This window comes from Streptomyces sp. NPDC003300, assembly GCF_040610915.1.
Classification (GTDB): Bacteria; Actinomycetota; Actinomycetes; order Streptomycetales; family Streptomycetaceae; genus Actinacidiphila.
Genome location: NZ_JBEXNE010000013.1, coordinates 116929 through 140286 on the forward strand (window position 1 = coordinate 116929; position 23358 = coordinate 140286).

Here is a 23358-nt window from a genome sequence, read left to right on the forward strand (position 1 = left end):
CCCGGCGCATCCTACTACGTTCTTTGTAGTAGTTTTCGGCATCTCGTCGCTCCGCCGTCCTCCGGCGCCGACCGCCGGGGTTCATACCGCGGACGCCGTCGTACGCGACCGGCTCCGCAGCCGTCTCAGGGCCACGTCGAAGGCCCCGCGCGCGCCGGGTGCCAGGCGCAGCGCCAGCGAACCGCCCGCCGTCCGGTACGCCTGGATCAGCGCGACGCCGTACCGCCCGCAGGGGGTGACCGTGCGCCGCAGCCCCGAGTCCTGGGCGCGCGGCGCGAGCGGGGCCGTCACCGTGCCGTCGGCGTACCGCAGCCGCACCCGTACGTCCCAGGTCTGGGTGCCGCGACAGCCCGCGGCGGCGAGCCGGCCCACGTCGAGCGGGACGCTGGCGCGCCAGCGACCGCACTCGTCGTACGCCGTGGCCGTGGTGGTGACGGCGGGTTCCGCGCCGTCCCGCGCGATGACGTCGACCTCCACGGCGACCGGGCCGCCGACCGCGGCGAGGCGGCCGTAGAGATCGCGGATTCGCAGCCGCAGTCGCCCGTGGCGGCCGGTGAACAGCGTGCCGTCGACCGTCAACGGCAGTGCTTGGAGCGGAAGTTGGCCGAGCCCGTCGAGCCTGACGTCGCGCAGGCCGTCCGACCAGACGGGACCGGCCGACGTCCGCGCGTACGGCGGGGCCAGTCTGGCCGGGTCCGCCGCGAGCTGCGCGAGCCGGGCCAGGTCGCGCGGGGCGTCACCGGCCAGCACCACCGCGGCGATCCAGCGGGCGGGGGCCGCAGCCGCGGCCCGCTCGGCGTCGGTGAAGGAGGCCAGGTAGGCGCGGGCCAGTCTCCACCACGCGCGCTGGTACGCGGGGTCGCGGCCGGGCAGTTCGCGGACGTACAGGCACAGGTCGTCGTCGAGGAATTTGGTGCGGCAGGCGGCGGCGAGCAGGGGGCGGCGGGCGGCGGTGAAGACGTCGACGGCCTGGCGGTGGGCGGCGACGCGGGCGGCCCAGTCGCCGATGTCCCGGCGGGCGGGCGCGACCGGCTCCCCGGCCTCGCGGCGCGCCCGCCGGACGCAGACGGTGTCGGGCACGACGGCGATCGGCGGTCCCGCGGCCAGGACGCGGGCGGTGAAGACGAAGTCCTCGTAGGCGAAGGTGCCTTCGGGGCAGCGGAGCCGGTGCCGGTCGAGGAAGGCGCGCCGGTAGAGCTTGTTGACGCACAGGGTGTCGCGCAGGAGCTCCGGATGGTCCTCGGGGGACGCGAGGACGGCGGCCTCGCGGTAGAGCGCGGACTGCCAGCGAACCTCACGGCCGCCGGGCAGTTCGCGGCGGACGGCGACGCCGACGGTGACCGGCGTGCCGTGGGTCTCCGCGGCGGTCAGCAGCGCGCGTACGGCGCCGTCCGGCAGCACGCCGTCGCTGTCGAGGAACATCACGTACTCGGCGGTGGCGACCGCGACGCCGTCGTTGCGGGGCGTGCCGCGACCGCCGCTGTTCTCGGCGCGGTGCACGACGCGCAGCCGGGGCTCGCGGGCGGCCAGCGCGTCCAGGACGTCGGGCGTCCGGTCGCGGGAGGCGTCGTCCACCGCGACGACCTCGGTGACGGCCGCGCCCTGCGCGAGCGCGGACCGTACGGCGGCGCCGACGGTTTCCGCGTCGTCGCGGGCGATGACGACGACGCACACGCCCGGCCCTGTCATCCGCATGGCGAACGGTCCATGGCGGCCACTCCCTGTCGGCCCTCTCCCGGTCGGCGGCCCGGTGCTCCGGGACGCCGTGATGCCGGTGGTTACTACACTCCTTGTAGTAACCACCCGGAACCGGAAGCTACTACAGACCTTGTAGTAGCGTAATAAGGGGAGACGAGATCACCGATGGCCCCTCAGCGCCGGAGCCGCGGCAGTCTGGCACGCGACATCCAGGCCGTACTCGCCGCGGGCGCAGGACCGATGACCCCGGCGCAGGTCCGCGACGCGCTCGGCGGGGAGCTGGCCTACACGACGGTGATGACGGTGCTCACCCGGCTGCACGCCAAGGGCGAGGTCACCCGGCGGCAGGAGGGCCGCGGCTACGCGTACACCGCGCCCGCGCACCCGGCCGAGGTCACCGCGCAGCGCATGCAGCGACTGCTCGACGCCGACGACGACCGCGCCGGTGTGCTCGTCCGCTTCGTCGGCACGCTCAAGGCCGCCGACGAACACCTCCTGCGCAGCCTCCTCGACCCTCCGGGCCCCGAAAGTCGCCGGAACGGCGAGGCAACCGACGGCGCGGCCGATCCGTCTGACGGACCGGAGTCGGACGGAAAGCGGTGAAGGTGCTGACAGCGGTGGACGCGACGAACGGGCGGCACGCGACGGGCGCGACCGCCGTGCCCGAATCGGCGCTTCAGGCCCCGACCGACCCGACCGCGTCGCGCCGTTCGGCCTCCCCGGACCCGACCGCTGTGCGCGGGCCGACGCCTCAAGACCCGACCGCCGTGCCCGGATCGGCGTCCCCGGACCCGACCGACTCGACCGCGTCGCGCGGATCGCCGCCCCCGGACCCGACCTGCTCGACCGCGTCACGCCGTCCGGCACCCCCGGACCGGCGGCCGGCGGCCGACACCGGGGAGGCGGCGTGACCGGAGCCGTCTGCGCGACCACCCTCGTCTGCCTGCTGTTCGCGCTCACCGCGCCGCGGCTCGGAAAGCTGCTGCCGCCCGCCACGGCCACCCGGCTGCTCGTGCCCGCCGCGCTCGCGGTGGCCGCCTCGACCCTGTTCGTCCTCGGCGAGCTGGGCTTCACCTGGCTCGGACAGGTGCCCGCGATCGCCGCGCTCGGACCGTGGTCGCCCAAGCGCCTCGACGCCCTCGACCCCGTGCCCGACCCGCTGGCGGCGGCCAGCCTCGTCCTGCTGGCCGCGGCCGTCGCGCACGCCTCGCTCACCGTCGTCCGCCGACTGCGCGCGCTGGCCGCCGTCTACCGGATCGCCCGCGGCCCGCGCACCGCCGACCCCGTGCTCGTCGTCGACAACGCGTGGCCCGACGCCTTCACCACCCCCGCTCCCGCCGCGCGCATCGTCATCACCACCGGCCTGCTCAGGGCGCTCACCCCGCAGGAGCGGCAGGTCGTCCTCGCCCACGAGCACTCCCACCTCAACCACCGGCACGTCTGGTGGATCCTCGCCGCCGAACTGGCCGCGGGCGTCAACCCGTTGCTGCGCCGTACCGCCAAGGCGGCCGGTCAGGCCGTCGAGCGCTGGGCGGACGAGGACGCCGCCCGCAGCGTCGGCGACCGGCAGCTCGTCGCCAGGACCATCGCCCGCGCGGCGCTGCTCCAGCACGACGCGCCGCACCCGGCCGCCGGAGCCGCGCCCGTCGCGGCGGCCACCGGCAGCGACGTCCCCGCGCGGGTGCACGCCCTGCTCGGCCGCCCGCCGCGCCGCCGCCCGCTGGCCCTCACGACACTGGCCGCGCTGCTGGTCGCCAGTACGGTCGCCACCGCCGCCGTCGAACGCACCGGCGAGCACCTCTTCGACCGCGCGGCCCAGCCGCCGCCCGCCACCGTGCGCGACCACGTCCATGTGCACGCGCGCGTCCCCGCGCCCCACCGCGCGCACACCCCCGCACCGGGCCGGGTCACCCGCCACCTCCACTCGTCGCTGGTGCCCGCCCTCGCACGGGACCGGGCCGACCGCGATACGGGCGGCGACCGCCTCCCGGGGTGAGCGCGGCTCGCACCGCCCTTGGCGCGCCCTGTTCCGCGCCGGTACGGACCGGCGTAGGTTCTGGGGCGGAGACCGCGGCCGCAACGGCCGCCGGGGGAGGGCTGCATGACCGTGCTCAAGGGCAAGACCGCTGTGGTCACCGGCGGTTCGCGGGGCATCGGCCGGGCGATCGTGGAACGGCTCGCACGCGACGGCGCGGACGTCGTGTTCGGCTACGCGCGCGACGCCGAGGCCGCGGCCGATGTCGTACGCACCGTCGAAGAGGCGGGCGGGACCGCGCGGGCGCTCCGGGCTGACCTCGTGGAACCCGGCGCCGCCGAGCGGCTGATGGCCACCGCCGACCGCCACCTCGGCGGCCTGGACATCCTGGTCAACAACGCCGCGCTGAGCATCACCCCCGCGCCCCTGGCCGACACCGACGAGGAGATGTACGACCGCGTGATGGCGGGCAACGCCAAGTCCACGTTCCTGACCATGCGTTACGCGGCCAGGCACCTGCGCGACGACGGCCGTGTCATCAACATCTCCACCCTCAACACGCTCCGCCCGGCGCCCGGGAACGCGCCCTACGCGGCCAGCAAGGGCGCGATCGAGCAACTGACCCGCGTGGCCTCCCGCGAGCTCGGCGCGCGCGGCATCACCGTCAACACGGTCTCGCCCGGCGCCACCGACACCGACCTCCTGCGCGAGGCCAACCCGGGTGCGGACTTCCAGCCGCTCATCGACCTCACCCCGCTCGGCCGCCTGGGCCGCCCCGCCGACATCGCGGACGTCGTCGCCTTCCTCGCCGGCCCCGCCGCCCGCTGGCTCACCGGCCAGAATCTCCGCGCGGACGGCGGCCTCAGCTAGTGGGGCCCTGCGGTCTCCCCGCCGTGTTCCCACGGTGGCCCCGCGACAGACCATCGGATTCCGGCTCCGAACGAGACCGCCGGACGACTCGCCAGACGAACACGGAGAAGACGTCATGACAGCATCCATCCTGGTCACCGGCGGTACGGGCACCCTCGGGCGGCACGTGATCCCGCTCCTGCCGGAGGCGGGCACCAAACCCCGGGTGCTGAGCCGTACGGCCCACGCGTCCGGCGACGGCGTCGAGTACGTCATCGGCGACCTGCTCACGGGCGAGGGAATCGACGCGGCGGTGGACGGCATCGAGACCGTCCTGCACCTCGCGGGCGACGCGAAGAGCGACGACAAGTCCACCCGCGCCCTGCTGACCGCCGCGTCGGCCGCGGGCGTACGGCACTTCGTCTACATCTCGGTCGTCGCGGCGGACAAGGTCCCGCTCGGCTACTTCAAGGTGAAACTGGCCGCCGAGCGGATGGTGGCCGAGTCCGGGCTGCCGTGGACGACGCTGCGCGCCGCGCAGTTCCACGAGTTCGCCTTCACCGTGATCGGGAAGATGGCCAAGCTGCCGGTGCTGCCGATCCCCGGCGTGATGCGGCTCCAGCCGGTCGACTCACGCGAAGTCGCCGCCCGCATGGTGGAGTTGGCCCTCGCCGAGCCCGCGGGGCGGGTCCCCGACATGGTGGGTCCCACCGTCTACACGCTGGCCGAGGCGGCCCGCGGCTACCTCCAGGCGGTCGGCAAGCGCCGCCCGATCATGCCGGTCCCGATGCCGGGCAAGGCCGGGCGCGTGTACCGGGACGGGGAGAATCTGACGACTGAGGGCGCCACCGTCGGCGAGCGCACCTGGGAGGCGTTCCTGGCCGAACGGGCGGTCTGACCACGGTACGTGGGCACACCGCGGGCCGCCGTCCGCTCCGCGTACGAGGGGGCGGCCCTCACGTACGCGGAGGTTCGCCCCTGCCCCGGACCGGATGCTCCGGCTGCCCGGACGCGTCCCCCGGCGGGCGCGGCTCGGGTACGGGGGCGGGGGCCGCGCCGCCCGCGACCCGTGTGCTCGACCGGCGGGTACCGGTCGTCGCGTAGGCCGAATAGCGCGGCACCCAGCGCAGCAGCGCGCCCGCCGCCGCGAGGCCGACCGCGCCCATGAGGGCGATCCCGGCCGCGAGGCTGCCGAGGGCGGCGGCGGCCGAGACGACCAGCGGACCGCCCGCCGCGCCGGAGTCCGCGCACAGCCGCCACACACCGAGGAACTGCGAGCGGGCGCGCGGCGGCGCGACATCGGCGCCGAGGGTCATGAGGATGCCGCTGCCGATCCCGTTGCCGAAGCCCATCAGCATGGCGACGACGGTCAGCGACGCCAGGCTGTGGGTCAGCGGCAGCGCGGCCTGCGCGCAGCCCAGCACCACCATGGACGGCACGGCGATCCACAGCCGGCCCGCCCGGTCCATCACCTGCCCCGACGGATAGAAGGTCAGGGTGTCGACCAGCCCCGCGATCCCGAAGACCACACTGGTGGACGAAGGGCTCAGACCCAGATGGTCGGCCCACAGCGGCAGCACCGTCTGCCGGGTCGCGCGGACCGAGGCCACCAGCAGGACGGCCAGGCCCAGCGTCAGGAAGACCCGGCGGTGGCCGCGCAGCACCGACCGTACCGAGGCGGTCTCCCGCACGGCCCCCGCCGCCGGGTCCGCGACGTCGCGCACGGTCAGCAGCACCACGACCGTCACCGCCGTGCACAGCAGCGCCAGCCAGTAGATGTCGTGCACCGGGAACCTGGTGAGCACGGCCGCGCCGAGGAACGGCCCGACGAAGGCGCCGACGCGCGACATGCCGCCGAGTGTGGACATCGCCCGCGCGCGCAGCCCGGTGGGCACGACCTCGGTGAGATACGACTGTCTGGCCAGGATGAAGACGGCGTTGGAGGCGCCGGTGACGGTCACGGCCGCCGCGAGCTGCCACACGCTGCGGGCCAGCGCGCAGCCGGACAGCGTCACCGCCGTGACCCCGGAGGCGACCAGCATCGCCTTGCGGTCGCCGAGCCGGGCCGCCAGCGCGCCGGCCGGCACGTCGCCGAGGATCTGCCCGACGCCGAGCAACGCCAATACCAGCCCGGCGCTGCCGACGCTCGCGCCCAGCGCTCTGCCGCTGAGCGCGAGCACCGGAGCGAGGGCGCCCATGCCCGTCTCGAAGATCAGGACCGGCAGGAAGACCGCCGGTATCAGACTCCTCAGGGACACGGGACGCGCACTCACCTGTTGATTGCCTCACCTCGGGCCGGACCTCACCGGGCACGCCCTCGGTCGGCGGCGGGCCGTCCACCATTCAACAACAGCCGAGATGTCGATCCGGGCCCGACCCGTTCGTATGGACAGTGAGAGCCGGTCGGCGCACCGGCCGCAGGAACCGGGCAGGAGCCCGGTACGGACCCGGGAGGCACCCCATGCCGCAGTATCTGCTCAGCGTCTACCAGCCCGACACCGACGAGCCGCCGTCCGCCGAATTCCTCGCCCCGATCCGGCGCGACCTCGACACGCTCAACGCCGAGATGAAGGCCGCCGGGGCCTGGGTCTTCGCCGCGGGCCTGTTCCCCGCGGGCACGGCCACCGTGCTGCGGCACAAGGGCGACGACATCCTGACCACGGACGGCCCGTACGTCGAGGGCAAGGAGCACCTCGGCGGCTTCACGATCATCGAGGCGCCCGACCTGGACGCCGCCCTCGCGTGGGGCCGCGCGCTCGCCCGCGCGACGACCCTCCCGATCGAGGTCAGGCCGCTCCGGTACGGGCCGTCCGAGTGACGTCGGCATGACGCGCGAGCCGGAGCGACGGCCGCCGTACGAGGGGCCGGAGCCGGGGCCGGAGCCACGGGCGGCGTACGGGCCGGGAAAGGGGGCGGCGCCCGAGCCGGAGGTCGCCCGCGTCTTCCGCGAGCAGTACGGCCGCGCCGTCGCCGTCCTCGTCCGCTCCTTCGGCGACATCGACATCGCCGAGGAGGCGGTCCAGGACGCGTTCACCACGGCGGTACGGCGCTGGCCGGCCGACGGGGTGCCGCCGAGCCCGGCGGGCTGGATCATCACCACGGCGCGCAACCGCGCGATCGACCGGCTGCGCCGCGAGTCCTCCCGCGCGGACCACCAGGCCCAGGCCGCGCTGCTGCGGGCCGACCGGGAACCGGCGCGAGAGGAGGGCCCCGTGCACGACGACCGGCTGCGGCTGATCTTCACCTGCTGCCACCCGGCCCTCTCCCCGGCGGCCAGGACCGCCCTGACGCTGCGGCTGCTCGGCGGGCTGACCACGGCCGAGATCGCGCGGGCCTTCCTGGTGCCCGAGCCGACCATGGCGCAGCGGCTGGTGCGGGCCAAGGGCAAGATCCGCGACGCGCGCATCCCGTACCGCGTCCCGTCCGACGCCGACCTGCCCGACCGGCTCCGCGCGGTGCTCGCCGTCGTCTATCTGATCTTCAACGAGGGCCACACGGCCGGTTCGGGCGACCGGCTGGTCCGCGCCGACCTGTGCGCCGAGGCGGTACGGCTCGGCCGCCTGCTGCACGCGCTGATGCCCGACGAGCCCGAAGTGCCCGGCCTGCTGGCGCTGATGCTGCTCACCCGGTCGCGGGAGGCGGCCCGCACCGCCGGGGACGGCGGCCTCGTCCTCCTCGCCGACCAGGACCGGAGCCGCTGGGACCGCGCCCTGATCGCGGAGGGCCAGGACCTCGTACGGCAGTGCCTGCGGCGGGGGCAGCCGGGTCCGTACCAGATCCAGGCGGCGATCAACGCCGTGCACAGCGACGCGCCGACGGCGGCGGCCACGGACTGGCCGCAGATCGTGACGCTGTACGACCAGTTGCTCGCCGTCGCCCCCGGCCCGGTCGTCGCCCTCAACCGCGCGGTCGCGGTGGCCGAGGTCCAGGGACCGGCGGCGGCGCTCGCCCTCGTCGACCGCCTCGACCTGGACGGCTACCACGTCCTGCACGCCGTCCGCGCCGACCTGTTGCGCCGCCTGGGCCGTACGCGGGAGGCCGCGGCGGCCTACGACGCGGCGCTCGGGCGGACCGACAACGCGGCCGAGCGGGCCTTTCTGGGCGGCAGGCGGCGGTCGCTCGACGGGCCGACGCCGTAGGGCCGGTGGGGGCGGCCCCGTATGCCCTTCGTCAACCGGCGCGCAGCGCGGCCAGGCGGTCGAGGAAGACGCGCTGCCCCTCCACGATCTTCTCGTGGGCCTGCGGCAGACCGAGCCAGGCCACCCGGTCGATCTCCGGGAACTCCTGGAGGCGGCCCGACCCCTTCGGCCACTCCATCGTGAAGGTGCCGGGCACGGCGAGGGCCGGGTCGAAGTCGGCGTGCAGCGCCCAGGCCGTGACGACCTTGCCGCCGGACTGCTCGGTCTCGCCGAGCGGGAGGAGTTCGCCGTCGGGCAGCGGCAGGCCGACCTCCTCCCGGAACTCGCGCCGGGCGGCGTCCACCGCGGCTTCGTCCGCCCCGTACTCGCCCTTGACGATCGACCACGCGCCCGCGTCGCGCCGGGCCCAGAAGGGCCCGCCCATGTGCCCGAGAAGGACCTCGATCCCGCCGTCCCGGTCCGCGCCGCCGATCTCGCGGAAGAGCAGGACCCCGGCGCTGCGCTTGTTCACCACACCGCCAAGTCTGGCCTCCCGGCCGAGGTTTACGGGAGAGGCACACCAGACAGACGCCTGCCGGACCGGGCCCGCGCAAGGCCGCGTCCCCCCGCGCCCCGGTCGGCACCCTCGCACGGCGCCGCTTTGGCCGCAGCCGTCGCCGTCCGCGCGGCGGGGGGATCTCCATGGCGACGTCGACCGGGTGCCACCAGGCGTCCTGGGCGGCGCGGGGCGCCGATCGGGCGCGTGGCACGATGATCGGACCGCGAACCCCCGAACCCCCGAACCCCCGGAGCAGCGCGTGCGCCACCTCGACTATGACGACATCCGGCAGGCGGCCGACCGCATCGACGGCCACATCAGGCCGGTGGCCGTCACCAGGGCCGACCCCGGCCTCGTCGGCGGCGGCCGGGGCGGCGAGCCCTACGAGCTGTGGTTCGCCCTGGAATACCTCCAGTTCACGGGCTCCTTCAAGGCACGCGGCGCGCGGAATTTCCTGCTCGCGCACAGCGCCGCCGGCACCCTCCCGGCCGCGGGCGTCACCATCGCGTCCGGCGGCAACGCCGGGCTCGCCTGCGCGTGGGCGGCCAAGGCCCTCGGCGTCCCCGCCACCGTCTTCGTGCCCGAGACGGCCCCCGCGGTGAAGGTCGCGCGCCTGCGGGCCTACGGCGCGGACGTACGCCTGGTGGGCAAGGAGTACGCCGAAGCGCTCGCCGCCTGCGAGGAGTTCACCGCCACCGCGGGCGCGCTGGGCAGCCACGCCTACGACCACCCGTACATCGCCGCGGGGGCGGGCACCGTACTGGACGAGATCCGTACCGCGATTCCCGGCCTGGACACCGTCCTTGTGGCGGTCGGCGGCGGCGGACTGTTCGCCGGGGTCGCCACCGCCGCGCGCGAGCACGGCATCCGCGCCGTCGCCGTGGAGCCGGAGAACGCCCGTACGCTGCACGCGGCCGTCGAGGCCGGTCACCCGGTCGACGTGACCGTGGACTCCGTCGCGGGCGACTCGCTCGGCGCGCGCCGCGCCACCGAGATGGCGGTCCACGCGGGCCGTCAGGACAACGCGCGGTCCGTCCTGGTGCCCGACCGGGCCATCATCGCCGCCCGCCAGACGCTCTGGGACGAGCTGAGGATCGTCACCGAGGTGGGCGGGGCCACCGCCTTCGCGCCGCTGCTGCCGACCGGGGGAGAGGACGGCGGCGGGCGGCCGTACGAGCCGCGCCCCGGCGAGAAGGTGGCGGTCCTGCTGTGCGGGGCCAACACCGACCCCGGCGATCTGGTGGCCCGCGCGGAAGGCTGAGCCGCGGCCGTTCGAGGGCGTCCCGCTGCGGCGGGGCGTTCCGAGCGGCACCGCTTAGCGCAGGACGGCCGCCAGCGCCGAGCGGCGCCGCTCAGCGCAGGACGGCCGCCAGCAGATCGGAGCCGAGCGACGTCAGATCGGGCGCGTTGAGGGTGTACCGGACGTAACGGCCGTGGCGTTGGCTCGTGAGCAGGCCCGCGCGGCGCAGGACGGCGAGGTGGCGGGAGACCTCGGGGGGCGACAGCTCCCAGGCGTGGGCCAGTTCGACGGTGGTGTGCGGGCCGCGCGCGAGGGTGCGCAGCAGCCGCAGCCGTACCGGATGCGCGAGCGCCTCCAGCCGGAGCGTGACCGTCTCCATCGGCACCTGCTCGGACGGGCCCGGCTCGGCCACCGGGTACTGCACCACCGGCCGCCACCCGGGCGCGTGCACCGCCACCAGGTGCGGGCGGCCGAAGACGCTCGGGATGAAGGTGACCCCGTCGTCGCGGGCGGCGGTCGCGCTGTCCTGGAGCTTGTCCACGACGATCCGGTCACCGCCCGGCGCCAGGGCGACCGCGCCGGAGACCGAGGCGAGCGCCGCACCGAGACCCTGCCGCTTGAGCAGGTCGTGCTTCAGGCGCAGGTCGGAGGCGATGCGTACGGCGGCCCCCGACCAGGCGGCGTCGAAGAACGCCCCGGCGCACTGTTCGAGGGTGTCGCGCACCCGCGCCCGCACGGCGGCCGGGTCCGCGAGCAGCCGTTCCGCGAACGCCTCCTGCAACGCGCCGCGCGCCTGGGCGAGGTCCAGGGCCCGTTCGCGCGCGGTCGCGTCGGTGAGCGGCGACGGGGAGCCGAAGTGGATCCGGTTGCTGCCGCAGGTGGTGACCAGCGCGGCGGTCACGTACCGGGCGTCGTCGATCCGGTCCACGTCGTCCAGTTCCTCGGCGAGGGTCGGCCGGGGCCGGGCGGGCACCAGGAAGTCGGCGCGCGAGGACCGCCACAAGAACTCCGCCTCCCGCAGCCGCTCGGCCAGCTCGGGCCGCAGCGCGGCCCACACGTCCGCGGCCCACCCGGCGAGCTGCGGATGGTGTCCGGGTTCCGCCAGGACGTGCAGCATCGCCGTCAGCTCCGCCAGCGGGGAGGCGGCGAACCGCAGCCGCTCGGGCGGCAGGCCGCCGATGTCGATCCGCAAGGTCACCCACCCATTATGAGCAGCGCAAAAGCCCCTGGCCGCGTCGGTTGACGGTCTGAGTCAACCGACGCGGCGGGCGCGGCGGCCGACCGCACCGTTGTCGCCATGGCAACCACCACCCAGATCCGGCCCCGCGCCCTCGTCCGCGCCTTCGGAGGCCCCCGCTACGCCGTCGCCATGACCGTGGACGCGCTCGGCACCGGCCTGCTCCGGCCGTTCCTGCTGCTCTACGGGGTGACGGTGCTGAGCCTGTCCGCGCCCGCCACCGGCATCGCCATGACGGCCGGTGTCGTCGTGGGGCTGGTGTGTGTGCCCGCCGTCGGGCTGTGGCTGGACCGGGGCGCGCGCAGTACGGCCGTGGCGGCGTCGATGCTGGTGCGCGTGCTGGGCGTGGCGCTGCTGCTGGCCACCCCGGCGGGCAACGGCTGGATGTTCGCGGCGGCGGCGCTCTTCCTCGGCATCGGCAACCAGGCGTGGCCCGCCGCCCACGCCGCCGTGGTGGCCACCGTCGCCCACGGCAGGGACCGCGACACCGCGCTCGCGGCGGGCCGCGCCCTGCGCAACGCCGGTATGGGCGCGGGCGCGCTGCTCGCCACCGCGTGCCTGGCGGGCGGCGCCGCCGCGTTGCAGGTCCTGGCGGGCGTCACCGGGCTCGCGTATGTCACCGCCGCCGTCCTGGCGTGGTCGGTCCGGCTGCGCACGGACCCGGTCGCCGCCCCCGCCGAGGGCGGCGACAGCGGTCCCGCGCCCCGGATGCGCGCGCTGCTGGCCGCCAATGTGGTCTACGTCTTCTGCCTCAACGTCCCCGAGATCGCGCTCCCGTTGGTCCTGGTGACCCAACTGCACGCGTCCCCGGTGTGGTCGGCGGCCGTCTTCGTGGCCAACACCGTGCTGGTGGTCACCCTCCAGGTCCCGGTCACCGTCCTGATGTCCCGCTTCTCCCGGCGGTCCGTGCTCGCCCTCGCTGGTGTCGTCCTCACCGCGTCCTACCTCGGCTTCCTCGCGGCCACCGAACTGCGGCACGGCTGGGGCGCCCCGGCCGTGGCCACCGTGTCCGTGGTCTGCACGCTCGGCGAGATCATCTACGCCGGAAGCGCCACCGCGCTGGTCACCGCCCTCGCGCCGGCCCACGTCCTGGGGCGCACCCTCGCCCGCTTCCAACTCTCCACCGGCTTCGGCCTCGCCGTCTCTCCCGCGGCCATCACCGCCCTCGCCCCGTACGGCTCGACCGCTCTGTGGGGCAGCCTCGCCGCCGCGACGCTCCTGTCCTCCGCCGCGGTCGCCACGGAGAAGGACCAGGGGGCACGGCTCAGCGGTTGACGCGGACGGAACGCCTCCTGCCGGACGGCCCTCCTGCCGGACGGCCCTCCTCAAAGCCGGTCTTCGCTGCTACGGTGAGAGTTCGGAAGGTTAACAAACTCAGACGGCCGGACCGGCGCTGTCGTGCTGCCCGGGCGCGCGCGGACCGCGAGGACACCGCCGCGCGGGCCGCCGTACCGCCGCGCGCCCGTACCCGACGCGCGGCGCCACCGGGACCCGCACCGCAACACCCGTACTTCGACCAGTGCTTCGACACGGAGGCCCGTTATGCCGACCCCATCCACGCCGCGCGCCCGGGACGGCGCTCTCTTCGTCGGCGGGGCCTTCGTCCCGGCCGAGAACGGGCGTACGTCGACGGTCCTCGACAAGGCACGCCAGGAACCGCTCGGCCGGGCGGGCTGGGCCTCGCCCGCCGACCTGGACCGCGCCGCGCGGGAGGCCGCCGTCGCCGGACGGGCCTGGGCCGCCGCGGACTTCGGCGTCCGCGCCGACGTGCTGCGCGAGGCCGCCGCCCGACTGCGCGCCCGCGCGGGGGAGTTCGCCGACCTCATCGTCCGCGAGACCGGCTCGATCCGCGGCAAGGCCGAGTACGAGATCGCCGGAGCGGTCGAAGAACTCCACCTGGCCGCCGCGCTCGCCGGTCACATACGGGCCGAGACGCTGCCCACGCGCGCGTCCGGCCGGGAAAGCGTCGCGCAGCGCGTCCCGTTGGGCGTCGTCGGTGTGATCACCCCGTGGAACTTCCCGCTGGTGCTGGCCATGCGCGTCCTCGCGCCCGCCCTCGCCGTCGGCAACGCCGTCGTCCTCAAGCCCTCACCGCACACCCCGCTCAGCGGCGGACTGCTGATCGCCGATGTCTTCGCCGAGGCCGGACTGCCCGCGGGCGTACTCCAGGTCGTGCCCGGCGGGCAGGACACCGGCGAGGCGCTGACCGCGCACCCCGACATCGCCATGGTCCACTTCACCGGATCCAGCGCCGTCGGCCGCACCATCGCGCGGGAGGCGGGCGAGCGCCTGAAGAAGGTCTCCCTCGAACTCGGCGGCAACAACGCCCTGATCGTCCTGGACGACGCCGACCTCGACCAGGCCGGACAGATCGGCGCCTGGTCCGCCTTCCACTACCAGGGCCAGACCTGCATCACCGCGGGCCGGCACATCGTCCAGCGGCCCGTCTTCGACGCCTACGTCGCCGATCTCGCCGCGCGTGCCGCCCGGATCACCGTCGGCGACCCGACCAGGGACGGCGTCGGCCTCGGTCCGATGATCAGCGCGGAACAGCGCGAACGGGCCCGCGAACTCCTCGCCGAGGCCGTCGCCGCAGGTGCCACCGTCGTCGAGGGCGGCGACGGCGACGGCCTCTTCCACCGGCCCACCGTCGTCACCGATGTCACCCGCGACATGGCCCTGTGGACCGAGGAGATCTTCGCCCCCATCGCCCCCGTGCTGGCTGTCGACACCGACGCCGAGGCTCTCGCCGTCGCCAACGACACCCCGTACGGCCTGGTCGACGCCGTCCTCACCTCCGACCTCGCGCGCGGTCGCCGCCTCGCCGCGGGGCTCGGCTCCGCCATGGTCCACGTCAACGACTCGACCTGCCTCGACGAGCCCCAGGCGCCCTTCGGCGGACTCGCCGCGTCCGGCCTCGGCGGCCGTTCCGGCGGTGAGTCCAACCTCCACGAATTCACCCAACTGCGGTGGCTCACCGTGCAGTCCACGCCGGTCCACTATCCGTACTGACCGGGTCGGGTGGGGCCGTTGAGGGGGAGGGGGCCGGTGGGGGATGATCGGGGGCATGAGGGCATTGGTGATCGGAGCTTCCGGAACCGTCGGGAGCGCGGTGGCCGCCGCGCTGACAGCGGCACGGCACGAGGTGGTCGCGGCCTCGCGCCGGGGTCCGCTGAAGGTGGACCTCGAAGTCCCGTCCACGATGGACACGCTCTTCGGTGAGGTCGACGGTCTGGACGCGGTCGTGTGCTGCGCCGCCAACGGCCCGCTGCTGGAGCTGGCGTCGGCCACGGACGAGGACTTCGCGACCGGGGTGCGGGCCAAACTCTGGGGCCAGGTCGCCCTGGTCCAGCGCGCGGCCCGCCATGTGCGCGACGGCGGCTCCATCACCCTGACCGGCGGCACCTTCGCCGCGCCCATGGCGGGCGGCTCGCTGGGCGCGCTCATCAACAGCGGCCTCGAGGGCTTCGTCCGCAACGCCGCGAGCGAACTCCCGCGCGGGCTGCGCCTCAACCTCGTCAGCCCCGGCTGGATCAGTGAGACCCTCCGGGCCATGTCCGCCGATCCCGCCGCGGGCACCCCCGTCCGCGAGGTCGCGGAGGTCTACGTCGGGATCGCGGAGGGGACGGTGCGGGGCCGCACCTTCCGCCCGTGAGCCGCGGGCGGGCTTTCTCTGCCTGAGCCGCGGGTCGCTGCGTCCCGTCCCTGGCGTTCCCGGCGGTCGTCGCGTTCCCCGCGTTCCCCGCGTTCTTCGCGTTCCTCACGCCTGCCGCAAGGGGCGGGCGGCCTCCCAGGCCGCCTCGATCATCGCGAAGACCTCGTCCACCGCGGCCTGCGGATCGGCCGACTCGCGGGCCAGCGAGAAGGCGTCGATCACGAACCTCGCGAGCGTCCGGCAGGCCGTCGCGCTCTGCGGCAGTCCGGGATCGGCGACGAGGGCCGCGGCCACCGACTCCGCGTGCCGCAGCCGCATCGACTCCTCGTACTTCCGCAGCGCGGGCGACCCGTCGATCATCCGCCAGACCGGCGCGGCGCCGTCCGCCGTGCAGTGCCGTACCAGGGCGTGTATCTCGCGGCGCAGCGCGGGCACGACCGGCTCGTCCGGCGCCCGGTCGGTGACCGCCCGCGTGAGGCGTTCCTCGAAGTCCTCGTCCTGCTCGAACACCAGCGCCTCTTTGGCGGCGAAGTGCGAGAAGAGCGTGGTGACGGCCACGTCGGCCTCGGCGGCCACGTCACGGATTCCCACCGCGTCGTAGCCGCGCTCCAGGAAGAGCCGCAGGGCGGTGTCGGCGATCTTCCGGCGGGTCGCGGCCTTCTTGCGCTCACGGCGTCCGGTCGGCACGGTCATGACCGCACACTATCAGCTACGAAAAAGGAACGGTTTCAAAACACTAACCGTTAGTGTTACGGTCCGTCGCATGAAGAAAGTGAGCTTCGCCGAGTTCGGCGGCCCCGATGTCCTGCGCCTCATCGACGCCGAGGAGCCCCACGCGGGCCCCGGCCTGATACGCGTCGCCGTACGGGCGGCCGGTGTGAACCCCGCCGACTGGCGGGTCCGGGAGGGCCAGATCCTCAAGGCCCATCCGGTCCAACTGCCCGCGGGCGTCGGGCTGGACGCCGCCGGGGTGGTGGACGAGATCGGCGAGGGCGTCGACGGTGTCGAGATCGGCGACCACGTATTCGGCGAAGGGACCAGCACCTACGCCGAGTTCGCGGTCCTCTCGGCCTGGGCCCGGATGCCCGAAGGGCTGACCTTCGAAGAGGCGGCCGGATACCCCTCCGTGGTCGAGACCGCGCTGCGGATCCTCCGCGAGGTCGGCGTCGAGCCGGGACAGACCCTGCTGGTCAGCGGCGCCTCCGGGGGCGTCGGATCAGCCGTCCTCCAGATCGCCCGCGACCGCGGCGTCACCGTCATCGGCACCGCGGGGCCCGCCAACCAGGACTACCTCCGCGAACTCGGCGCCCTCGCCACGACCTACGGCGACGGCTGGACCGACCGGGTCCGCGCCCTCGGCCCCGTCCACGCCGCGCTCGACCTCGCGGGCTCCGGCGTCGTCCCCGAACTCGTCGCCCTCACCGGCGACCCCCGCAAGGTCGTCTCCATCGCCGACCTCACCGCCCCCGACCACGGCGTCCGCTTCTCCGGCACCGCCGGCAGCGTCCCCGCCGCCCTCGCCGAGGCCGCCGCCCTCATCACCCGCCGCGCGCTCCGCATCCCCGTCGACACCTCCTACCCCCTCGCCGAGGCCGCCGCGGCCCACGCCGACAGCCAGGCCGGCCACACCCGCGGCCGCAGAGTCCTGATCGTCTGACCCGCCAGCCGGACGAGACCTTGCGGAGGCCCGAGGGCCTGTCCGGCGGATCACGAACGGCCCCTTCGACCCCTGGCACGCACGCCCGCCGCGTTGCCGGAATACCCGAATAGCTCCGCTATGAGGCCATCCCGGCGCCTTGCGCTCGCACGCGCCAGGCGCCGCCTGGACCGCCCATGATCCGCCGGACAGGCCCTAGGTCATCGAGTCCAGGGCGCGGGTCAGGGCGACGTGGACGGCGCCGAGGAGGGTGGCGCGGTCGGCGAGGCCGCCGATGGTGATGTCGGTGGGCCAGGTCAGTTCGTGGACGGTGCGGCGGACTTCCAGGAGGACCAGCTGGTTCTGGCCCACGCCGCCGCCGAGGACGACGAGGCCGGGGTCGAGCAGGGCGACGACGGCGGCGACGAGGCGGCCGATGGCGGCGGCGTGTTCGTCGACGACGCGGCGGGCGGCGGCGTGGCCGGAGGCGGCGGACGCGAAGAGGGCCTTGGCGTCCAGCGGCACGGGCCCGCCGCCGGAGGCGGGCCAGGCGGCGCGGCAGCGTTCCATCAGGGCGTCGGAGCCGAGGAAGTGCTCGAGCCCGGCGCGCCGGGGCTGTTGGGACTCCGACCAGGGGAAGGGCAGCATGGCGGCCTCACCGGCGGCACCGTTCGCACCCTGCATCAGGCGTCCGTCGAGCACGATGCCGACGCCGATCTTCACGCCGACCTGGATGTAGGCGAACATCTGCTGGTGGCGGGCGACACCGAAGCGGTGCTCGGCGACGGCGGCGCAGTTGACGTTGTTCTCGACGGTGACCGGCACGCCGTCGGGCACGGCGAGCGCGTCGGTGATCCGTACCGTGCCGTCCGGCTGAAGGCCACCGCCTCCGCGTCCCGCACCGGAAGCCCCCACATTCGGCAGCGTCGGCGCCGCGACCACCACCTCGCGCAGCGGCCCGTACCGCGCCCCGACCTCCTCGCGCACCGTACGCACCACCCCCGCCGCCGCGTCCGCCGCCTCCGGTGTGACCGTCGGCTGGTCGGAGGGCAGCCGCACCTCGGCGGTGCAGATCTCCTGCCCGTCGAGGGTGTACGCCGCCGCCCGGACCACGGTGGCGCCGATCTCGACGCCGAGGACGTGCCCGGCGGTCGGCGCGAGCGAGTAGAGGACGGCGCTGCGCCCGGTGGCGCCGCGTGAACTGCCCTGCCCCTCGACCAGCCCGAGCCGTGACAGCTCCGCCATGGCCACCGACATCGTGGGCCGGGACAGCGCGAGCGCGGTGCTGAGCTGCGGCCGGGTCGCCGGGCCGTCGGTGGCCAGCGCGCGCAGCACGGCGCGGGCGCTGGCGGGCAGTTCGAAGCGGTCGACGGCGGCGGTGGTGTCCATCAAGTCCCTTCTCGGACGGCGTCGGACGGCGTCGGTCAGTGCCCGGTCAGTGCCGGACCGTGCCGGTCAGTGCCGACCAGGCCCCGGCGGAAGTCGCCCGGCCTTCGGGGGGGGGGGGGGCGGCTCCCGATCCCACCCCGCGGCCCACGCGACAGGCGCGCAGGGCAAAGTTACCCGATCGACGTCACGGCACCCCGCTGTGTTCACCCGCTTGCCCAAACACCGCCGCCCGCGCGCCCGCCGCGAGCCGTACGCGACACCCCCCGACGCCGCGACTCCGCCTCCCGCCGAGCCGGCACTCCACCCCCCCGCCGGGCCGCCGCCCCACCCCGCTCCGAGCCGCCACCCCACCCCGCCCGCGGGTACCTGACAACTCTTGACACCCTCCAACCCCGGGAGGAACATCTACAGTTGATCGTTTGACAACGTTGTCGTAAGCGATACACACGAAGGGCGGGAACCGTGTCGGACAGATCAGTGCGACCCGTGGACAGCAGGCGGTGGAAGGGTCGCGGCGTGCGCGCCGTGGCCGCGGTGGCGACGGCGGTCCTCGGCATCGGCCTGGGCCTCGGCGCCGGGCCCGCCACCGCGAGTCCGGGCGCCTCCGGGGGGCATGACGCCGACCCGGCCTCGTACGTCAACCCCCTGATCGGCTCCTCGAACGCCGGCAACACCTACCCCGGCGCCGTGCTGCCGTTCGGCATGCTGGCGTGGAGCCCGCAGAATTCGACGGGCAACCAGTTCTCGACACCCGCCCCCGGCGGATACCGGTACGACGCGACGAAGATCCGCGGCTTCAGCCTGACCCACCTCAACGGCGTGGGCTGTTCCGGCGCCAACGGCGACATACCGATCATGCCGTACGTGGGCGACGTCGACTCCTCGCCGAGCGCCGACACCAAGGACGCGAAGTACGCCTCGACCTTCTCGCACGCCAACGAGACGGCGCAGGCGGGCTATTACCAGGTCGGCCTGGACAGCGGGGCCAGCGCGCGGCTGACCACCACCGAGCGCACCGGCACCGGCCAGTTCGGCTTCCCGGCCGACAAGCCCGCCAGCGTGCTGTTCCGTACGTCCAACTCCGAGAGCGGCAGCGCCGCGGCGGACGTCACCGTGAATGCGGCGGCCCGTACCGTGACCGGCTCGGTCAGCGCGGGCAACTTCTGCGGACCGCAGAGCGCGAACAACCGGCACGACGTCTACACCCTCTACTTCACGGCCCACTTCGACCAGCCATTCGCCAAGGTCGGCACCTGGACCGACGGCACCCTGACGCCCGGCTCCACATCGGCCAGCGGCGGCACCGGCTACAACTCCAGCGGCAACGCGACCGCGGGCAAGGGCTCGGGCGCGTATGTGACCTTCGCGTCCGGCACCAAGCAGGTGCAGGCCAAGGTCGCGATCTCGTACGTGAGCGCGCGCAACGCCGAGGCCAACCTGACGGCGGAGAACCCGCAGCGCGCCGGCTTCGACTCGATCAGGTCGAAGGCCACCGCCGCGTGGAACACCGCGCTGCGCAAGATCCAGGTGTCCGGCGGCTCCGCCGACCAGAACACCACCTTCTACACCGCGCTCTACCACTCGATGCTGGAGCCGACCCTCACCAGCGACGTCAACGGCCAGTATCTGGGCGGCGACCGCAAGACCCACTCGCTGGCCAGGGGACAGCACGAGCAGTACGGCACCTTCTCCGGCTGGGACCAGTACCGGGCGCAGGTGCAGTTGCTGACGCTGCTTCAGCCGAGAGTCGGCAGTGACTACGCGCAGTCGCTGTTCAACTATGCCCAGCAGCGCGACGGCGAATGGGACCGCTGGCTGCTGGAGAACGGCAAGACCAGCATCATGTCCGGCGACCCGTCCGACGCGGCGCTCGCGGGCATCTACGCCTTCGGCGGCCGGGACTTCGACGTCAGGGGCGCCCTCGCCTCGCTGGTGAAGGCGGCCACCGTGCCGACCGCCAACGACTCCGACAGCTCCGGCTGCAACGTCGAATGCGTGGGCCAGCGACCGGCGTTGGACAAGTACCTGACGCTCGGTTACGTGCCGTCCGACAACTGCCACTGCTGGGGAGGCGCCGCCGAGACCCTGGAGGACGCCGCCGCGGACTTCGGTCTCGCGGAGCTGGCGGGACAGGTCGGCGACCGAAAGAACCAGCGGAAGTTCCTCGACCGCAGCGGCAACTGGACCAACGTCTTCGATCCGAACGCGACCGCGCAGGGCGGCTACATGCGCGACCGCAAGTCCGACGGGTCGTGGGTGGGAGCCACCTTCAACCCCGCGACCGGCAGCGGCTTCGTCGAGGGCAGCAGCGCCCGCTACACATGGATGGTCTACTCCGACATCGCCGGACTGGCCAAGGCCATGGGCGGCAACGCGACCGCGATCTCCCGCCTCGACGCCTTCTTCCGGAACCCGGACGGCACCTTCGACTTCTCCGCGAAGGACGACACGCGCTACGACGCCACCAACGAGCCCGACATCAACGCGCCGTACGTGTACGACTACCTGGGCGCCCCGTACAAGACCCAGGAGACCGTGCGCGCCGAGACCGACGGCCTGTGGACCAACGCGCCCGGCGGCATCCCCGGCAACGACGACGCGGGCACGATGTCGTCCTGGTACGTCTTCTCCGCGCTCGGCATGTACCCGCAGGTGCCCAGCCGCGCCGACCTGGTGCTCTCCAGCCCGGTCTTCCCGCGCGCGGTGATCCACACCGGGCTCGGGAAGACGATCACGGTCAACGCCCCGCGGGCGTCGGCCGAGAACATCTACATCCAGGGCCTGCGCGTCAACGGCAAGAAGTCCGACCAGCCGTGGGTCCCCGCCTCGTTCGTCACCCGCGGCGGCACCCTGGACTACACCCTGGGCGGCACCGCGAACACCACGTGGGGGAGCGCGGCCAAGAACGCGCCGCCGTCCTTCCGCGACGGTGAGGCCCCGTTCTTCGCCTCGACCGACCCCGGCCAGGTGAAGATCGAGCCCGGCGGCTCCGCGGACGCCGCCGTCAAGCTGTCCACGATCCAGGACAAGAAGGTCGACGTCCGCTGGACCGCGAAGCCGCCCGCGGGCATCACGCTCAAGCCCGCGTCCGGCACGGTGACCGTCCCGAAGGGCGGTGCCACCAGCGCGAAGTTCTCCGTGTCGGTGGCCGCCGACACCAAGGCCGGGGTCTACACGGTCCCGATCACGCTCGGCTCCGCGCACGGCGGCACCGCCCCGGCGGCCTCGCTGTCGGTGACGGTCGGCGTACGCGGCACCCTCACCTGGTACGTCAACAACAACGGCATCTCCGCCGACGACACGAATCCGTCCGCCAACTTCGACGGCGAGGGCTGGAGTTACTCGGCGGCGGCGCTCGCCGCGGCCGGTGCCGCGCCCGGCGGCACGGTGTCCTCCGGGGGCTTCGACTTCACCTGGCCCCAGGTGGCACCCGGCGCGCCCGACAACATCGTGGTGGGCGGCGGCGACCAAGTGCTCGACGTCTCCAAGTCCGCAGCCGGTGCGACCAAGTTGAGCCTGCTCGGCAGCGCCAGCGAGGGCCAGACCACCGGCACGGTGACGCTGACGTACACCGACGGCACCACTCAGAAGGCCGACATCGGCTTCAGCGACTGGACGCTCGGCGGCGGCTCCCAGCAGCCCTCGTACGGCAACGTCGTGGCGGTGCACACCGCGTACCGCGACGTCCAGGGCGGCGGAAAGGACCCGGTGGGCACCGAGATCTTCTCCACCGCGCCGATCGCGCTCCAGGCGGGCAAGCAACTGGCCAGTGTGACGCTGCCGTCCAGCACGAACGGCGGTGACATGCACATCTTCTCCGTGGCGACCGCCTGACCCCGGCAGCCCACCGCGGAGAGCGCGGGGCGGGCGAGGACCGGCACGACCGGCCCCGCCCGCCCCGCACCCATGTCCGGCGCGAACGAACCGATCGCCGCCCGTTCAGACCGAGTTGGCCCACGCGCTGTGGTGGCGTCGGCCCGTCAGGCCCTAGGGTCACTGCTGTCACAGGGCTGCCCCGTGCCGCGGGCGGCCCCCCACCGTCCACACCGGGGGTTCCGTTGACCGCACGCGCACTCCGTAGCCGCGCCGCCGCCCTGCTGCTCGCCACCGCGGCCCTGACCGCCGTGGGCACCTCCACCGCGCACGCCGACTCGCCCGGCGGGTGGGTGGCCGCAGGCAACACGGTGTACAGCACGCTCACCGCGGGCGAGGGCATCGCCACCCGCGCCGACGGCTCGGTCCTCACCCGCGGCCTCGGCTCGATCCCGCTGCGGCTGCGCATCGCGGGCTGGAACCACGTCGGAGACCCGGACATCGTCAACGGCTACGTCTTCGACGCCTACCAGGGCGGCGACAGCGCCACCTCGAAGATGTTCGAGGTCACCACGCCCGACGGGCACAGCTACGACTACGTGCACCCGCTGGACCAGGGCGAGTTGCTCAACAACTCCTTCGCGACCGTCTCGCCGGACGCGCGGTGGCTGGTCGAGGGGGAGTGGGGCACGGTCAACCGGCTCCAGGTCTTCCCCGCCCCGCTGACCAACCCGGCCACCCCGGCCACCGGCGGCACCCTCGCGCAGGCCGGACAGATCAGCCTCGACAAGGCCGTCACGGACGTCCAGGGCTGCGACTTCGTCTCCGCGACCCGGCTGGTCTGCGTCTCCGACAACGACGCCGAGGACGTCTTCCAGGTCGACCTGCCGCACGCGCTCGACGGCACGCCCGTCACCGGCCGGGTCGCCACCCTCTTCCAGGTGCCGCGCGTCAGCGTCTGCTCGGGCGGCTTCGAGACCGAGGGCGTCGACTACGACGCGAACGCGAAAGTACTGCGGGTCGAGATCATCTCGCCGAGCGTGTGCGCGGTCTCCACCACCGCCTACGCCTACCGTCCGACCACCGGCTGACCCTTCCGTATCCCCCGTCACTGTCGTCGCCGCACCACGGGCTTGGTCCAGACCTATTGACGAGTGGTTCAGACCACTTTACGATCCGGTCCACTACG

General features: G+C 74.2%; 19 protein-coding genes. 13 read left to right on the plus strand and 6 right to left on the minus strand.

Going from position 1 to position 23358, the window contains the following annotated elements:
* Positions 1–81: 81 nt before the first annotated feature.
* On the minus strand, positions 82–1695 hold the full coding sequence (locus tag ABZX65_RS20355) for a glycosyltransferase family 2 protein (RefSeq protein WP_355341547.1): 1614 nt from the start codon (positions 1693–1695) through the stop codon (positions 82–84).
* A gap of 168 nt (positions 1696–1863) precedes the next feature.
* Here ABZX65_RS20355 and ABZX65_RS20360 point away from each other — a divergent pair, with 168 nt between their 5' ends.
* The 4 genes from ABZX65_RS20360 (at position 1864) to ABZX65_RS20375 (ending at position 5420) form a co-directional block, all read left to right on the plus strand.
* Entirely contained in the window at positions 1864–2301 is a 438-nt protein-coding gene (locus ABZX65_RS20360; protein WP_355341551.1) for a BlaI/MecI/CopY family transcriptional regulator, read from the plus strand.
* A gap of 304 nt (positions 2302–2605) precedes the next feature.
* Positions 2606–3694, plus strand: a complete 1089-nt coding sequence (locus tag ABZX65_RS20365) for a M56 family metallopeptidase (protein ID WP_355341554.1) — start codon at positions 2606–2608, stop codon at positions 3692–3694.
* Between the two features lie 105 nt (positions 3695–3799).
* Positions 3800–4543 (plus strand): glucose 1-dehydrogenase, encoded by a 744-nt coding sequence (locus ABZX65_RS20370; RefSeq protein ID WP_355341557.1) that lies wholly within the window; start codon positions 3800–3802, stop codon positions 4541–4543.
* Positions 4544–4658: 115 nt separating this feature from the next.
* On the plus strand, positions 4659–5420 hold the full coding sequence (locus tag ABZX65_RS20375) for an NAD(P)H-binding protein (RefSeq protein WP_355341560.1): 762 nt from the start codon (positions 4659–4661) through the stop codon (positions 5418–5420).
* Positions 5421–5478: 58 nt separating this feature from the next.
* Here ABZX65_RS20375 and ABZX65_RS20380 read toward each other — a convergent pair whose 3' ends face one another.
* The gene (locus ABZX65_RS20380; protein ID WP_355341563.1) at positions 5479–6780 is read right to left on the minus strand and encodes an MFS transporter; all 1302 of its coding nucleotides are present in this window, start codon (positions 6778–6780) and stop codon (positions 5479–5481) included.
* A 203-nt stretch (positions 6781–6983) separates the two neighbouring features.
* Here ABZX65_RS20380 and ABZX65_RS20385 point away from each other — a divergent pair, with 203 nt between their 5' ends.
* Both ABZX65_RS20385 and ABZX65_RS20390 read left to right on the plus strand, forming a co-directional pair.
* Positions 6984–7340, plus strand: a complete 357-nt coding sequence (locus tag ABZX65_RS20385) for a YciI family protein (RefSeq protein WP_355341566.1) — start codon at positions 6984–6986, stop codon at positions 7338–7340.
* A gap of 7 nt (positions 7341–7347) precedes the next feature.
* Positions 7348–8661 (plus strand): RNA polymerase sigma factor, encoded by a 1314-nt coding sequence (locus tag ABZX65_RS20390; RefSeq protein WP_355341569.1) that lies wholly within the window; start codon positions 7348–7350, stop codon positions 8659–8661.
* Positions 8662–8692: 31 nt separating this feature from the next.
* On the opposite strand, the gene ABZX65_RS20395 is transcribed toward ABZX65_RS20390, so the two are convergent.
* Positions 8693–9175 (minus strand): NUDIX domain-containing protein, encoded by a 483-nt coding sequence (locus tag ABZX65_RS20395; protein ID WP_355341572.1) that lies wholly within the window; start codon positions 9173–9175, stop codon positions 8693–8695.
* A 283-nt stretch (positions 9176–9458) separates the two neighbouring features.
* Here ABZX65_RS20395 and ABZX65_RS20400 point away from each other — a divergent pair, with 283 nt between their 5' ends.
* Positions 9459–10460 (plus strand): threonine/serine dehydratase, encoded by a 1002-nt coding sequence (locus ABZX65_RS20400; RefSeq protein WP_355341575.1) that lies wholly within the window; start codon positions 9459–9461, stop codon positions 10458–10460.
* A gap of 91 nt (positions 10461–10551) precedes the next feature.
* On the opposite strand, the gene ABZX65_RS20405 is transcribed toward ABZX65_RS20400, so the two are convergent.
* Positions 10552–11637, minus strand: a complete 1086-nt coding sequence (locus ABZX65_RS20405) for a DUF5937 family protein (RefSeq protein WP_355341578.1) — start codon at positions 11635–11637, stop codon at positions 10552–10554.
* A gap of 99 nt (positions 11638–11736) precedes the next feature.
* On the opposite strand from ABZX65_RS20405, the gene ABZX65_RS20410 reads away from it, so the two are divergent.
* The 3 genes from ABZX65_RS20410 (at position 11737) to ABZX65_RS20420 (ending at position 15331) form a co-directional block, all read left to right on the plus strand.
* Positions 11737–12951: an MFS transporter gene (locus ABZX65_RS20410; protein WP_355341581.1), complete on the plus strand. Its 1215-nt coding sequence runs from the start codon at positions 11737–11739 to the stop codon at positions 12949–12951.
* Positions 12952–13218: 267 nt separating this feature from the next.
* A complete protein-coding gene (locus ABZX65_RS20415; protein ID WP_355341584.1) occupies positions 13219–14688 on the plus strand; it encodes an aldehyde dehydrogenase family protein in 1470 nt (489 codons plus the stop codon).
* A gap of 55 nt (positions 14689–14743) precedes the next feature.
* Positions 14744–15331 (plus strand): short chain dehydrogenase, encoded by a 588-nt coding sequence (locus ABZX65_RS20420; RefSeq protein ID WP_355341587.1) that lies wholly within the window; start codon positions 14744–14746, stop codon positions 15329–15331.
* 105 nt (positions 15332–15436) lie between these two features.
* Here ABZX65_RS20420 and ABZX65_RS20425 read toward each other — a convergent pair whose 3' ends face one another.
* Positions 15437–16024, minus strand: coding sequence for a helix-turn-helix domain-containing protein (locus ABZX65_RS20425; RefSeq protein ID WP_355341590.1), 588 nt, complete (start codon positions 16022–16024; stop codon positions 15437–15439).
* Between the two features lie 70 nt (positions 16025–16094).
* On the opposite strand from ABZX65_RS20425, the gene ABZX65_RS20430 reads away from it, so the two are divergent.
* The gene (locus ABZX65_RS20430) at positions 16095–16988 is read left to right on the plus strand and encodes an NADP-dependent oxidoreductase (RefSeq protein WP_355341593.1); all 894 of its coding nucleotides are present in this window, start codon (positions 16095–16097) and stop codon (positions 16986–16988) included.
* 195 nt (positions 16989–17183) lie between these two features.
* On the opposite strand, the gene ABZX65_RS20435 is transcribed toward ABZX65_RS20430, so the two are convergent.
* Positions 17184–18356 carry an ROK family transcriptional regulator gene (locus tag ABZX65_RS20435; protein WP_355341596.1) on the minus strand — a complete coding sequence of 391 codons (1173 nt, stop codon included), beginning with the start codon at positions 18354–18356 and terminating at the stop codon, positions 17184–17186.
* Between the two features lie 516 nt (positions 18357–18872).
* Here ABZX65_RS20435 and ABZX65_RS20440 point away from each other — a divergent pair.
* Both ABZX65_RS20440 and ABZX65_RS20445 read left to right on the plus strand, forming a co-directional pair.
* Positions 18873–22190 carry a GH92 family glycosyl hydrolase gene (locus tag ABZX65_RS20440; RefSeq protein WP_355341599.1) on the plus strand — a complete coding sequence of 1106 codons (3318 nt, stop codon included), beginning with the start codon at positions 18873–18875 and terminating at the stop codon, positions 22188–22190.
* 224 nt (positions 22191–22414) lie between these two features.
* On the plus strand, positions 22415–23260 hold the full coding sequence (locus ABZX65_RS20445) for a hypothetical protein (RefSeq protein ID WP_355341602.1): 846 nt from the start codon (positions 22415–22417) through the stop codon (positions 23258–23260).
* Positions 23261–23358 lie beyond the last annotated feature (98 nt).